General features: G+C 67.5%; 9 protein-coding genes. 2 read left to right on the forward strand and 7 right to left on the reverse strand.

Going from position 1 to position 14,359, the window contains the following annotated elements; all coding sequences use genetic code 11:
* Positions 1-7: 7 nt before the first annotated feature.
* The 5 genes from H590_RS17165 to H590_RS0103895 all read right to left on the reverse strand — a co-directional run bounded on the left by H590_RS17165 (position 8) and on the right by H590_RS0103895 (position 5,154).
* Positions 8-529 (reverse strand): hypothetical protein, encoded by a 522-nt coding sequence (locus tag H590_RS17165; protein WP_126412596.1) that lies wholly within the window; start codon positions 527-529, stop codon positions 8-10.
* 195 nt (positions 530-724) lie between these two features.
* Positions 725-1,075, reverse strand: a complete 351-nt coding sequence (locus tag H590_RS0103880) for a metallopeptidase family protein (protein WP_036980924.1) — start codon at positions 1,073-1,075, stop codon at positions 725-727.
* A gap of 82 nt (positions 1,076-1,157) precedes the next feature.
* On the reverse strand, positions 1,158-2,984 hold the full coding sequence (gene aspS, locus H590_RS0103885) for an aspartate--tRNA ligase (protein WP_028702529.1): 1,827 nt from the start codon (positions 2,982-2,984) through the stop codon (positions 1,158-1,160).
* 168 nt (positions 2,985-3,152) lie between these two features.
* Positions 3,153-4,220 (reverse strand): hypothetical protein, encoded by a 1,068-nt coding sequence (locus H590_RS0103890; RefSeq protein ID WP_028702530.1) that lies wholly within the window; start codon positions 4,218-4,220, stop codon positions 3,153-3,155.
* 262 nt (positions 4,221-4,482) lie between these two features.
* Entirely contained in the window at positions 4,483-5,154 is a 672-nt protein-coding gene (locus tag H590_RS0103895; protein WP_084149250.1) for a TetR/AcrR family transcriptional regulator, read from the reverse strand.
* Between the two features lie 84 nt (positions 5,155-5,238).
* Here H590_RS0103895 and H590_RS0103900 point away from each other — a divergent pair, with 84 nt between their 5' ends.
* Entirely contained in the window at positions 5,239-9,603 is a 4,365-nt protein-coding gene (locus H590_RS0103900) for an acyl-CoA dehydratase activase-related protein (RefSeq protein WP_028702532.1), read from the forward strand.
* 427 nt (positions 9,604-10,030) lie between these two features.
* Entirely contained in the window at positions 10,031-10,891 is an 861-nt protein-coding gene (locus H590_RS0103905) for a cation diffusion facilitator family transporter (RefSeq protein WP_236082594.1), read from the forward strand.
* 827 nt (positions 10,892-11,718) lie between these two features.
* On the opposite strand, the gene H590_RS0103910 is transcribed toward H590_RS0103905, so the two are convergent.
* The gene (locus H590_RS0103910) at positions 11,719-12,843 is read right to left on the reverse strand and encodes a DUF222 domain-containing protein (RefSeq protein ID WP_126412597.1); all 1,125 of its coding nucleotides are present in this window, start codon (positions 12,841-12,843) and stop codon (positions 11,719-11,721) included.
* A 116-nt stretch (positions 12,844-12,959) separates the two neighbouring features.
* Positions 12,960-14,318, reverse strand: a complete 1,359-nt coding sequence (hisS, locus tag H590_RS0103915; protein ID WP_028702535.1) for a histidine--tRNA ligase — start codon at positions 14,316-14,318, stop codon at positions 12,960-12,962.
* Positions 14,319-14,359 lie beyond the last annotated feature (41 nt).

Genomic DNA, 14,359 nt, shown 5'->3' on the forward strand with positions numbered 1-14,359 from the left:
GGCGCCCTCATCGCAACTCCTTCTGCGCATTCTCGGTCGTCGTCGGTCGGGTGACGCAGTATGTACTCGAACGATTGTGTCCGGGAATCTGGTGGTAGCGCGGCACCAGGTAGTGGTCGTTCGAGATGAACCTGGTGTCGGGTCCGAAGTTGTTGTGGAGCAACATCGCCCTGTATGCAGTGGTCGGAATCGCAGTGTTCGACACGCTGACAGTGCGGAATCCCGATGCCCAGTGGAGTCGGTTCAGGAGATACTCCGAGATGCCGAACTCCAGATGGGTCGTCGCATAGCCAGGTTCACGGCCGAGTCTTGCACGCGCTGTCCACGCGCCATCCAGCGAGGAGAACACTCCGCAGTACCCGAGTTCGTCAACCGCGTGCTCCTCGAGGGAGAAGTCCGATCTGGGCGAGCCTGTGAACCCAGGCTGTCCCAGGACGCATTTCACAGCGGCATGGGCTGTGTCGAGCGAGGAGAATATGCCAAGAGTCCTGACTCTGGCATCATCCTCGTCTGGCCAGTGGGACACCATCCAGACCCTTTCGTGCACACTCGCGTTCGGCCTCATGAGTCCCTTTCCACCCGTCGGGTGATCCCGTCGGCCCCTCGACTCAGCGCGCTCCCGTGCGCCCTTGATCTCGCGATGGTGTTCGCCCTCCCTGCAGTAAACCTTCGTCCCCGTAGCTGGTCCTTGAGGGAGTAGTCGGCTACCTGACCCACTCACGGCTCATCCCCAGCCCAGTGCGTGAAGACGCTCGTCACTGATTCCGAAATGGTGTGCCACCTCGTGGATAACGGTGATCGTGATCTGCTCGACCAGCTGCGCTCGACTGGCACACATCCGGGTCAACGGTCCGGAGAAGATCGTGATGACATCTGGAGGCACGAACCCCCAGTGGGAGTCGCGACTGGTCAGCGGCACTCCCTCGTACAACCCCAGCAGGGTCGGCGGCTGGTCCTCGGAAGGCTCGTCGGCGACCTGGATGGCGACATTGTCGATGGCCTCCGACAGAGCGCGCGGTATCAGGTCCAGGGCGTCATCGATGCACGCCTCGAAGTCCTCCTGGGACATCTCCATCCCCGCTCCTCCTCCCGCTCCGGCCCCGGGTACGGGACTGCCCGGGCGACCGAGGTCGTCCGGGCAGCTGGACCCGTCAGGCTCACGCCTTGGTGTCGGCCTCCTCGGCCTTCTCGGCGGCGTCCTTCTTCTCGCCCTTCTTGACCGGCTTGGCGTCCACTCCCGCCTCGCGGCGCTGGGCCGGGGTGATCGGCGCCGGAGCCTGGGTCAGCGGGTCGTACCCGTTGCCGGTCTTCGGGAAGGCGATGACATCGCGGATCGACTCGAAACCGCCCAGCAGCATCACCAGGCGGTCCAGGCCGAAGGCGATGCCGCCGTGCGGCGGGGCGCCGAACTTGAAGGCGTCGAGCAGGAAGCCGAACTTCTGCTGGGCCTCCTCGGCGCTGAGTCCCATCACCTGGAAGACCCGCTCCTGGACGTCGCGACGATGGACACGGATCGATCCGCCACCCACCTCGTTGCCGTTGCACACGAAGTCGTAGCCGTAGCTGAGCGCGGACCCCGGATCGGTGTCGAAGGTGTCCATGCACTCGGGCTTGGGGCTGGTGAAGGCGTGGTGAACAGCGGTCCACTCGCCACCGCCGACCGCGACATCGCCCTCCGCCTCGGCCTCCTTGGTGGGCTTGAACATCGGGGCGTCGACCACCCAGCAGAACGCCCAGTCGGCCGGATCGTAGAGCTTGCAGCGCAGGCCGATCTCGAGTCGGGCGGCACCCAGCAGCTCCTGGGACGCGGTGCGGGAGCCGGCCGCGAAGAAGATCGCGTCGCCGGGCTTGGCGCCGACCTTCTCGGCGATCCCGGCCTTCTCGTCGGCGGAGATGTTCTTGGCCACCGGGCCGGCCAGCGCGCCGTCGTCCTGGACGGTGATGTAGGCCAGCCCCTTGGCGCCGCGGGTCCGCGCCCACTCCTGCCAGGCGTCGAACTGGCGCCGCGGCAGGGAGGCCCCGCCGGGCATCACCACAGCACCCACATAGGGCGCCTGGAAGACCCGGAAGGGAGTTCCGGCGAAGAAGTCGGTGACCTCGGTGATCTCATTGCCGAACCGCAGGTCCGGCTTGTCGGAGCCGTAGCGGTTCATCGCGTCGTGCCAGCTGATGCGCGGCATCGGCCGGGGCAGGTCGACGCCGATCAGCTTCCAGCACTCGGCCATCACCTCCTCGCCCAGGGCGATGACGTCGTTCTGGTCGACGAAGCTCATCTCGATGTCGAGCTGGGTGAACTCGGGCTGGCGGTCGGCGCGGAAGTCCTCATCGCGGTAGCACCGCGCGATCTGGTAGTAGCGCTCCATCCCGGCCACCATCAGCAGCTGCTTGAACAGCTGGGGGCTCTGCGGGAGGGCGTACCAGGAGCCCGGCGCCAACCGGGCCGGCACCAGGAAGTCGCGGGCGCCCTCGGGGGTGGAGCGGGTGAGGGTCGGCGTCTCGATGTCGTAGAAGTCGTGGCGGTCGAGGGCCTCGCGGATAATGTGGGTCACCTTGGAGCGCAGCACCAGGGCCTGGTGCTGGCGGGGACGGCGCAGGTCCAGGTAGCGGAACCGCAGTCGGGCATCCTCGTTGACGCTGACGTGCTCGTCGATCTGGAAGGGCAGCGCGGCCGAGCGGTTGAGCACCTCGAGCTCGGAGATGGCCACCTCGATCTCCCCGGAGGGCAGATTCGGGTTGGCGTTGCCGTCGGGGCGGGCCTCGACGACGCCGGTGACCCGGATGCAGAACTCGTTGCGCAAGTCGTGGGCTCCCGAGGATGCCAGGATCTCGTCACGGATGACGACCTGGGCCAGTCCGGAGGCGTCTCTCAGATCGATGAAGGCCACACCGCCGTGGTCGCGTCGGTGGCCTACCCAGCCGGCCAGGGTCACCTCCTTGCCGATGTCGCTGGCTCGTAGGGTGCCTGCCTCGTGGGTTCGCAGCACGAACGTGATCCTTCCATTGTCGGGGCCTCGCATAGACGGTGCGGGCCTTCCCCGTGAGCCTATCGCTCCGGGCCCCGACGGATCCAGAACGCCCTCTGCGCACAGCGGTCGACCGGAGGGTGCTCGGACGGCTCCCTGCGGTCGACCTCTGTGCGATGAACCCGGTTCTCAGCCGACCTCGGGGAACCAGTCGGCGATCTGGGCGCGCAGCGCCTCGTTGCCCTCGGCGCGGGTGTGGTTGGCCAGGATCCAGTCCTTGAGGGACCCGCCGGCCGAGTCGTCGACCGCCTTGCGGGCGGCGGCCGGGTCGGAGAGCACCTCCTGGAGCATGTCGGCCGCCTGGTCCTCGGTGGCGTACAGGTAGGGGTAGAAGGCCGGCACCAGATGGGCGGCCCACGGCTGGTGGGGGAAGATGCCGACCGCACCGGCCAGCAGCGCCTCCAGATACTCCATCCCGTAGGCCTCCTCGTGGGCGGTGGCCAGGAAGGCGGTGGCGTGGGAGAGGGACTCCCAGTACTCCTCCTTCTCACCGAACAGTGGCGAGACCTTCGCCCATCGGGGGTTCGACATCTTCATCGCCATCACGCTGGCGAGGTCGCGCTGGGCCAGTCGGGCCTCCATCTTCAGCGGCATCCTGCTGGCGACGTCGCGCACCACCTTGAGGAAGATCTTGGGCTTCTTCGAGTCCACCAGGTGGATCGCCGGGTACAGCACCACGGGGACGTCGGGGTCGGTGTGGGGCCGCAGCAGGTCGTCGCGGATGCCGGGGTGGAACCAGCCGATCCTGGCCTGGTGGGCCAGCGGCGGAATGGTCCAGCGGCGCACGATCTCGCTCACCTCACCGGCGGTCCGCTCCCCGGAGCACAGCGTCGGGAAGAGCGCGAAGGACAGCCCCATCGCAGCGAAGTTCACCTTGTGGTGGAAATGGGAGGGCGGCAGCCACTGGATGTTGAGGATCCTCGGCTCGGCCCCGCCGCGGTGAAGCCTCTGGAACAGCCCGATCGAGTCGAGCACGTCGAGATTGATGATGAGGTCGCGACGGGGATCGAGGTGCTGGAGGGTGCGCATCGTGATGGCACCGACCTGACGGTCCTGTGGCCCCACCAGGACGGCCTCGGGGAAGATCGTGAAGAGTCGTCCGGCGATCGCGCCGCCGGCACCGCGGCCCGCGAACCCGCCATTCTCGTCGACCACCGGATCGTCGTCGAGGAAACCGATCTTGATCGCAATCGTCATGGCCAACTCCCTGCTGTCAGCGAATCTGGTGTCCCTGCTGGCGACCGCGCACTGGCTGCTCCCCGTGCCCCGGCCGTTGCCGGTGCACGTGTCCGGGAGCTCACATCCGCCTTGCGCACCGTGTCGACCGGTGAGCCGTGGAGCTGTGATCAGAACGCGTCCTTGCGCCTGGGGATCACTCTAGCCACAGAACCGGTCCAGTGGGTCCCGATCACCGGGGTTGTCCCCATGGCGGGGATGTCCGGGTTGCGGTCCGGCGTCCTCAGTCCCGGGTCGGCGAGGGACCGGTGAGCACCTGCTGGAGGCTGGCACCCTCGCGGGCCACCAGCTCCTCGCCGGGGATCTGGGCCAACGCGTCCAGGCCGACGATGTAGCGGGTGGTGAACAGTCCCAGCAGCCGGGCCAGTCCGATGGTGGCCCGCAGCTGGGCCTCCTCGGGGTCGAACCGGTCCCCCAGCAGGGCGACGATCGGGTCGATGAGGGAGTGCTGGTACAGGTCGTTGACCAGTTCGAAGGCGTAGGGCTGGGTGACCATCGCCTGGACGACTCCCTGCAGGGTGGCCGAGCCCCGCTCGGTGAACTCCCCCACGTGGCCGTCCCAGGCCTGCACGAAGGCGCGGATCAGCGCCTCCCCGAGATCCTCGGGAGCGCACCCGGCGCAGACCCTGGCGATGATGAGGTGGGGGCCGCTGGGCAGCGCCATCGCCTCGTTGTAGAGGTCCTGCTTGGTGCCGAAGTAGTAGCTCACCAGGGAAGTGTCGACGCCGGCCTTCCGGGCGATGGCGCGCAGGCTGACGGCGCTGAACTCGTTGTCCACGAAGAGGGTGCGGGCGGCCGCCAGGATCGCCGCACGGGCCTGGCCCGACTGTGCGCGGGGGCCGCGCCGCGACGGGACCCGTTGCGGGTCGCCGGTCCTGCGTGCGGTGCTGGTCATGGCGCACAGCGTAGGCAACCGGCAGTGACGGCAATAGAGGGGGGTGGGGTGGGGCCGGAATTTCCATGGTGTTGAAATGTGCTCATGGATGCTGGGAGAGCAGATCTGCGGATGGGCCTGGACATTGGTTCCACCACCATCAAGGCCGTGGTCTTCGACGGCGATCCCCTCACCGGGGCGGCGATCGTCTTCGAGGACTACCGGCGCCACCACGCCGACATCACCGGTGCCATATCGACCCTGCTGGCCGACGCCGCCGAGGCGCTGCCCGGGGCGATGGTGCGGGTCTCGGTGACCGGTTCGGCCGGACTGGGCACCGCCGACGCCCTGAACGTCCCCTTCATCCAGGAGGTGATGGCCGAGACCGCCGCCGTCCAGCACTGGAATCCCGATGCCGACGTCCTGCTGGAACTCGGTGGCGAGGACGCCAAGATCACCTACCTCAAGCCGGTCCCCGAGCAGCGGATGAACGGATCCTGCGCAGGTGGCACCGGGGCCTTCATCGACCAGATGGCCACCCTCCTGCACACCGACGCGCCCGGACTCGACGACCTGGCCAGCCGCGCCACCACCACCCACCCGATCGCCTCCCGGTGCGGGGTCTTCGCCAAGTCGGACCTCCAGCCGCTGATCAACGAGGGGGCCCGTCACGAGGACCTGGCCGCCTCGGTGATGCGCGCGGTCGCCACCCAGTGCATCGCCGGGCTGGCCTGCGGCCGTCCGATCCGCGGCCAGGTGATCTTCCTGGGCGGTCCGCTGCACTTCATGCCCAGCCTGCGCAAGGCCTTCGGCGACGTCCTGGCCGGTAAGGTCGACCACTTCGTCACCCCGGAGCGGGCCCAGCTCTACGTCGCGATGGGGGCCGCCCTGAAGGCCGAGTCCGCACCGCTGAGCCTGTCCCACCTGGCCACCCGGGCGCGCACCGCCCGAACCCAGAGCGGGGTGAGCCAGTCGATGCCTCCGCTGTTCCACGACCAGGCCGAGCTGGACTCCTTCCACTCCCGCCATGCCCGCACCAAGCTGCCCGCCCGGCCGCTCTCATCGGCCCGCGGTGACCTGTTCCTGGGGATCGACGCCGGGTCCACCACGATCAAGTCGGTCCTGCTCGACGACTCCCTCACCATCGTCGCCTCCCACTACGCCTCCAACGAGGGAGATCCGGTCAATGCCGCGGTCGGGATCCTGGCCGACCTCTACGACAACCTCCCCGAGGGGGCCCGGATCGCCCGCACCTGCACCACCGGGTACGGGGAGGGACTGGTCAAGGCCGCCCTGGGCGCCGAGGACGGCGAGGTCGAGACGATGGCCCACTACCGGGCCGCCGAGCACCTGCGCCCCGGGGTCACCTCGATCATCGACATCGGCGGCCAGGACATGAAGTACCTACGGGTCTTCGACAACTGCATCGACTCGATCAGTGTCAACGAGGCCTGCTCCTCGGGCTGCGGCTCCTTCCTGCAGACCTTCGCCGCCGGGATGGACACCGACATCCGCAGTTTCGCGCAGATGAGTCTGCTGGCCGAGCACCCGGTGGATCTGGGCAGCCGGTGCACCGTGTTCATGAACTCCTCGGTCAAGCAGGCGCAGAAGGAGGGGGCCACCCCCAGCGACATCGCCGCCGGGCTGTCCTACTCGGTGGTCCGCAACGCCCTGTACAAGGTGATCAAGCTCACCGACCCGGCTCAGCTGGGTGAGCGGGTGGTCGTCCAGGGCGGCACCTTCCTCAACGACGCCGTGCTGCGCGCCTTCGAGCTGCTCACCGGCCACGAGGTGGTCCGCCCCGACGAGGCCGGCCTGATGGGGGCCTACGGCGCGGCGATGACCGCCCGTGCCCGGTTCCACGCCGGGGAGGACTCCGAGGGGGTGGGACTGCGCGACCGCGCCGAGCTCGACGGGTTCGCCGTGGAAACCCACCGCGACGACTGCACGCTGTGCCAGAACCACTGCCAGCGCACCATCTCGACCTTCTCCGACGGCCGGGTGTTCGTCTCCGGCAACCGGTGCGACCGGGGTGCCGAGGTCGACAACAAGGCGGCCGGACGGCGTCCCAAGTCCGAACTGCCCAATGTCTTCGAGGCCAAGTACAAGCGCCTCTTCTCCTACCGGCGTCTCACCGCCAAGAAGGCCTTCCGCGGGGATCTGGGCCTGCCGCGTGCCCTCAACATGTACGAGAACTACCCGTTCTGGTTCACCACCCTGTCGGCCCTGGGCTACCGGGTGATGATCTCGGGGCGGTCCTCCCACGAGCTCTTCGACAAGGGCATGGAGTCGATCGCCAGTGAGAACATCTGCTACCCGGCCAAGCTCAACAACGGCCACATCGAGGACCTCATCGAGCGCGGCGTCAAGCGGATCTTCGACCCGTGCATCCGCTTCGAGCAGGTCTCCGTGGAGGGGGCCGACAATCACTTCAACTGCCCGGTGGTGGCCTCCTACCCCGAGGTGATCCGCGCCAATGTGGAGGACCTGCGCGACAAGGACGTCGAACTGCTCTCCCCCTTCCTCTCGCTGGCCGACCCCGAGAAGCTGGCCGAGCGGCTGGCCGAGGTCTTCGCCGCCGACGGGGTGAGCTACGAGGAGGCCCGTGAGGCGATCGACAAGGGGCTGGCCGAGGACGCCTCCTTCCACGCCGACATCAGGCAGATGGGCGAGGACGCGCTGGCCTACATGAGCGAGCACCAGGTGCCCGGCATCGTGCTGGCCGGACGGCCCTACCACGTCGACCCCGAGATCCACCACGGCATCCCGGAGATGGCCAACTCGCTGGGACTGGCGGTCCTCACCGAGGACTCCGTGGCCCATCTGGGGGCCGACCTGCTGGAGCGCCCGCTGCGGGTGCGCGACCAGTGGATGTTCCACTCCCGGCTCTACCAGGCGGCCGCGTTCGTGGCCTCCCGCAAGGATCTGGAGATCGTCCAGCTCAACTCCTTCGGATGCGGACTCGACGCCATAACCACCGACCAGGTGCGCGAGATCATGGCCGCCCGGGACCGGATCTACACCACCCTGAAGATCGACGAGGTCTCCAACCTGGGAGCCGCCCGGATCCGGCTGCGCTCCCTGCACGCCGCCGCCAAGGACCGGCAGAGTCACCCGCGTCCGGCCCCGACGGGCCACCTCAGCGACGACCGGGTGCCCTTCACCAAGGAGATGAAGGCGACCCACACGATCCTGGTGCCCCAGCTGGCCCCCTACCAGACCACCCTGGCCGAGGCGGCGCTGCGCAGTTGCGGGTACCGCGTCGAGGTGCTGGAGACGGCACCGAGGTCCGACATCGAGTACGGCCTGTCCCTGGTCAACAACGATGCCTGCTTCCCGGCGATCGTCGTCATCGGCCAGCTGGTCTCGGCGCTGAGATCGGGGCGCTACGACCTGGAGCACACCACCCTCTTCCTCACCCAGACCGGTGGGATGTGCCGCGCCACCAACTACATCGCACTGCTGCGCAAGGGACTCAAGGACGCCGGCTTCGGCGCCATCCCGGTGATCGCCGCCAGCCTGCAGGGGGTCGAGGAGAACCCCGGGTTCAGTCTCACCGGGCCCCTGGTGCACCGGATGGTTCAGGCCATCTCGCTGGGCGACCTGCTGCAGAAGGTGCACCTGAGAACCCGCCCCTACGAGGCCGTGGCGGGATCGGCCGACGCGCTGATGGAGCACTGGACGACGATCTGCCGCGAGCACTTCACCGGCTCCAGCCACTCCCAGACGCTCGGTGGCAAGACCTCCTACCGCCGACTGATCGCCGGCATCGTCTCCGACTTCGACGCCCTGGAGTTGCGCGACATCGCGCGCAAGCCGCGTGTCGGGGTGCTCGGCGAGATCCTTGTCCAGTTCCATCCCGACGCCAACAACCACATCGTGGAGACCATCGAGGCCGAGGACTGCGAGGCTGTGCTGCCCGGACTCATGTGGTTCGTCTACAACTGCCTGTCCTCGGGGGACTACAACTACAAGACCTTCGGCACCGACAAGTGGGGACGCCACATCAAGAAGGCCTTCCGGGCCCTACTGCTGCAGTACCAGAAGCCGATCGACGCCGAGCTGGCCGCCAGTTCCCGGTTCGAGGTCTCCACCCCGATCACCACCCTGATGTCGGAGGCCCAGAAGATCGTGGAGCTCGGCAACCAGGCCGGGGAGGGCTGGTACCTGGTCGGCGAGATGGTCGACATGATCCGCGGCGATGTCCCCAACATCGCCTGCGTCCAGCCCTTCGCCTGTCTGCCGAACCACGTCACCGGACGGGGGATCTTCCGGGAGCTGCGACGTCAGTACCCGCAGGCCAACATCGTCTCGGTCGACTACGATCCCGGCGCCTCCCAGGTGAACCAGCTCAACCGGATCAAGCTGATGGCGGCCACCGCCAGGGACCGCAACGCCGCACCGGCCGAGGACATCCCGACCTCTCCGGCGACCGCCCCGGTGGTCCCTCAGGAACTCGCCGGAGTCTGATCCACCGCGGTCGGCCCGGGGTAGTGTGGGCCCTGTCTGGATACCCCATGGGGGTTTATCGAGAAGGGTTCTCGCCATCATGTCTGAGCACCGCGATCCGACCGAGCGGCACGAGCGGCACAGCTGCGGGGAGGACGCCGGGCATCTGGCTCACTCCCCCGGTGGGTCTCACCGCAATCCTGACTCGCACGGGGTCTCTGGCCCGGAGGGGTCTGGCCCCTGGACGATCTCGGGGGCGCACGGGCCATCGGACACCCGGACAACCTCGGGGGCGGAGTCGGTGCCGGGCTCTCACAGGCTGCCGGATCCCTCGGCGCAGAACTCCTCGGCGGTGCAGCGTCCCGGGCATCAACACGATGAACACCAGCGCGATGAGCACCGGCACGGAGGACACCAGCATGGTGGGCACGGTGTCTCGCGGAGGCGGTTGTCCGCCGCCCTGGCGGTGACCGTAGTCGTCCTGGTCCTCGAACTGGTCGGTGCGTCCATCTCCGGGTCTCTGGCCCTGGCGGCCGATGCCGGACACATGGCGGTGGACTCCACAGGGTTGGTGGTGGCTCTGATCGCCACCGTGCTGATGGCCCGGCCCCGCGACGACCGGCACACCTGGGGCTGGGAGCGATCGGAGATCATCGCGGCCGCGCTCCAGGCCGGAATGCTGGTGATCATCTGCCTGATGGTCGCCTGGGAGGCGATCCAGCGGCTCGCATCCCCGACGCCGCTGGACCCGTTGCCGATGCTGGCGATCGGAGTCATCGGACTGGTCGCCAATGCCGTGTCCCTGTTCATCCTGGCCGGGGGGCGTGGGGACTCCCTCAACATGCGCGCGGCCTTCCTGGAGGTGGCCAATGACGCACTCGGGTCACTGGCCGTCATCGTCGCGGCGATCCTGGCGCTCACCACCGGCTGGCACACCGGTGACGCGGTGGCCTCCCTGTTCATCGCCGTGCTGATGGCACCGCGGGCGGTCGTGTTGTTGAGACGGTCGTTGCGCATCCTCATGGAGGAGACTCCCGAGGGTCTGGATCTGGCGATGGTGCGCGACCACATCCTGTCGATCCCGGGGGTTGACGACGTCCACGACCTCCACGTCACGACCATCTCCACCGGAAATGTCTCCCTCACCGCCCACCTGACGGTGGCCCCCGAGGTCGACGAGCCGGGAAGTGTGCTGATCGTCCACGCTCTGGAGGACTGTGTGGCCTCGCACTTCCCGGTGCCCGTCACCCACTCCACCGTCCAGATCGACTCACCGCAGCACCGGGACCACGAGCGGCTGCGCCACTGATCCTTGGGGTACTCGCCCGCGGTTCTGCCGTGTGTCGGCCGTGTCTCGACGTCACCCCTCATCGGCACCGGTCGACCGAGTAGCGAGGTCGCCCAGCGGACCGCTTCTGTCCGATAACAGAGGTCTGGTCGACTTCGGCGCAATAGACGCACCCAAACTCGACCACACCCTGTAGCCCTCCCGGGATCAGGACCACTCACCACGAGCCAGCCACACTCAACATCCAGCCATGTCCCGAAGGCTGTTCGCCTCACCACTGATCGTCGACGGCCCGGCTCAACCCGGTGCCCAGCAAAGGAACTGCGTCCGCGACGCGAGGTCTGGTCGACTTCGGGGCAGGACACGCACCCAAACTCGACCACACCCATCCAGGATCACGCCGTGAAGGCTGGCTCAGTTCCTGCTGTGAACGCCCCTGATGAGGACCTGGTCTGGCCACCGAGGCTTGCCGCGTGGTCGCTGCCCGCATCTTCAAGCGTCGTCGACACTCGGGCTCAGTCACAGCGGACCCGGTGGATGTTCGCCGGGCCCTTCACCGTGACGTCGAGCCGATCGCGATCCCGGCCCGTCACTTCTCCGGTGCGACAGGCCGGTCGTCTGCTCTGCCCGCGAGTCGGTGGGTGTGACCGTTGACAACGGCGAAGCGCATACCGGTGGGCGAGGTCCACAGGTAGAGGCCCTGGGCAGGCTGGACGACAGTCCAGGACCCCGCGGTCTTGGCTCGATGCTCGGATCGGGAGAGCGGGCCGAGGTTGGAGGTTCGCGTCTGGCCCCTAGCAGCTGGACCATCGCGGCCGCCGGGCCGGTACGGCTCGGTGTGGTCCAGATCACAGGTCCACGATCTGAGACTCGAGTTGGGGGAACACCGAGGTGTCCTCCCGAATCTGCATCTGCATCCTCATCCGGGTCGGGATCCGGTAGCCGTCGAAGGACAGGTCCTGGTTGAGATCGATGACCGGGATCGCCCGGATCCTGAAGTGCCCCAGCAGATCGGCCAGCTGGCTCACCAGCACCGGCCCCACATCACCGCCACGGGTTGTCACCTCCGCGAGCCTGCCGGCCCACGTCGTGGGGTCGAGGTCCTCGGCACTGATGTGCACCACCACATCGGCCAGCGGCAGCACCGGCGCCGGGCTCGCGCTCGAGAAGACACCGGTCCGTGAACCACCGCGGCTGTCGTCGGAACCCTCCCCGCCGTCGCCCTCGGGAAGATAGGGGGTGGCCATCATCTCCATTGCCACAGCCCTGAGAAATGGCAGAGAATCCTGGGCGCCCTCGGCAATCAGGTGATCAGCCAGTCGCCCCAGGGAATCCTCCAGGTGCAGCGCCGATTTCGTGCCGATCCTGGCGAACACCATGGATGTGGAGTCACCGTTGTGCCTGATCCTCACATACTTCTCGTCCCGGGCCTCCCTGGCCTTCTTGAGGGCCAAGGCCTTGTCGGCTGTGACGATGTATCCCCGGGCCTTCTTCTCGATCCTGCTGAATCCCACTCCTGAATCCCAGTGGCGCGACAGTTTTCGGTCCACCTCCAGAGCACCGTCCAGACCGAGCTCCCGGCGGGCCGACACGATCCTGCGAGCCTGCCACACCTCCAGGTGCAGATCCTGAACCGCCTGCCACATCACCGGGTGGCGGGAACGCAGGCTCGCAGCATCATGCACCAACCGCCATGCCACCGGTTCGGAGACTCCCAGAGCAGCCGCGACCTCCAGGGCCACGAACTGCCCAACCTCCCCGGCACCTGCAGCCCCCACCGGGACACGGCGCTCGGCCGCTGGATGTTCGACCCCCAGCCTGTCGGGAAGGGTCCACATGTCGATCATCTCGAGCACCGCGCGAAACTTCTCCACCTCGGCCCGTCGAACTATTCTCTGCGCATTGGCCAGACGTTTCCTGGCCGACCGGACGGCAATTCCTCCTGCCCAGTCATCAAGTGGTTCGGTGTCCATGTATCAATTACACCAACGACCACTGACACTTCTGACTCCCAGAAACCCGTTGATCTCAGAATGCGGACAATCTCTGGAACTATTCTCCAGCAGAAGGATCGGACTGCGAAATCAGCTCACCACTGGCCGACAACGCCTGGGTGCAGGTCATCTGCCGGAGGCTGCCAGGCCGCGGAGTCGGCGTCGACCTGGTCACCGGAACGGATGTCCTTGACCTGGTCGGACCCCACTTGGCCAAGTCGTCCCGGGAACCACACGAAGGGGATCCCCCGCCGGTCGGCGTGCTTGATCTGCTTGCCGTACTTGTCGGCCCTGGGCGCCACCTCGCAGGCGATGCCCCGGGCGCGCAGGGACCGCGCCACATCCTCGGAGACGCCCCTCTCCTCCTCGGTGTTCACCGCCACCAGCACCGCGCTGGGCACCGTCCGGGTGGAGGTGAGCTGCCCCTTGGAGATCACCGGCGCCAGCAGGCGGGTGAGGCCCAGCGAGATGCCCACCCCCGGGTAGGTGTGCTTGCCGTCGGAGGCCAGGGAGTCGTAGCGGCCGCCCGAGGACACCGACCCCATCGACTCGTGACCGACCAGCTCGGTCTCGTAGACGGTGCCCGTGTAGTAGTCCAGGCCACGGGCGATCTTGAGGTCGGCGACCATCCGGCCCGGCACCGCCTTGTTCACGGCGGTGACGACCCGGTTCAGGGAGTCCAGCCCTTCCTCCAGCATCTCGTTGGACACCCCGAGATCGCGCACCTGGTCGATGAAGGAGTGGTCGGCCGAGCAGATCCCGGCCAGCGCCACGCACTTGTCGGCCTGGTGGTCGCTCAGCCCGAGCTCCTCGGTGAGCAGCTCGTGGACCGCCTCGGGCCCGATCTTGTCGTACTTGTCGACCCGCTGGAGGACGCCGGCGGGCTCCTCGATACCCAGCCCCCGGTAGAACCCCTCGGAGAGCTTGCGGTTGTTGACGTGCATCAGCACCGGCGGGAATCCCAGCTCGGTGTGCAGCCTCTCGAGGGCCTCCAGCATCACCAGGGGGGCCTCGACGTCGTGGTGCTCGGCCAGCGTCTCGGAGCCGACGATGTCGATGTCGGCCTGGCTGAACTCGCGGTAGCGGCCCTCCTGGGGCCTCTCACCCCGCCACACCTTCTGGATCTGGTAGCGGCGGAAGGGGAAGTCCAGGTGTCCGGCATTCTCCAGCACATAGCGGGCGAAGGGCACCGTGAGATCGAAGTGCAGACCGAGCTGGTCCTTGTCGCGATGGGAGTCGTGCTCATCGGCCTGCAGCCGACTCACCACGTAGACCTCCTTGTCGATCTCCCCCTTGCGGGTCAGCGACTCCATCGTCTCGACCGCCCGGGTGGTGATGGGGGCGAACCCGTGGAGCTCGAAGGTCTCCTCAAGAATCCGGACGACGTGGTTCTCCACCATCTGTCCCTGGGGCAAGAACTCGGGGAAACCGGACAACGGCTTGAGGCGGGGCATGAAGGATTCCTTCTGATCTGGGAGATGAGATCGGGTTGACG

This window comes from Acidipropionibacterium jensenii DSM 20535 (genome assembly GCF_000425285.1).
Lineage (GTDB): Bacteria > Actinomycetota > Actinomycetes > Propionibacteriales > Propionibacteriaceae > Acidipropionibacterium > Acidipropionibacterium jensenii.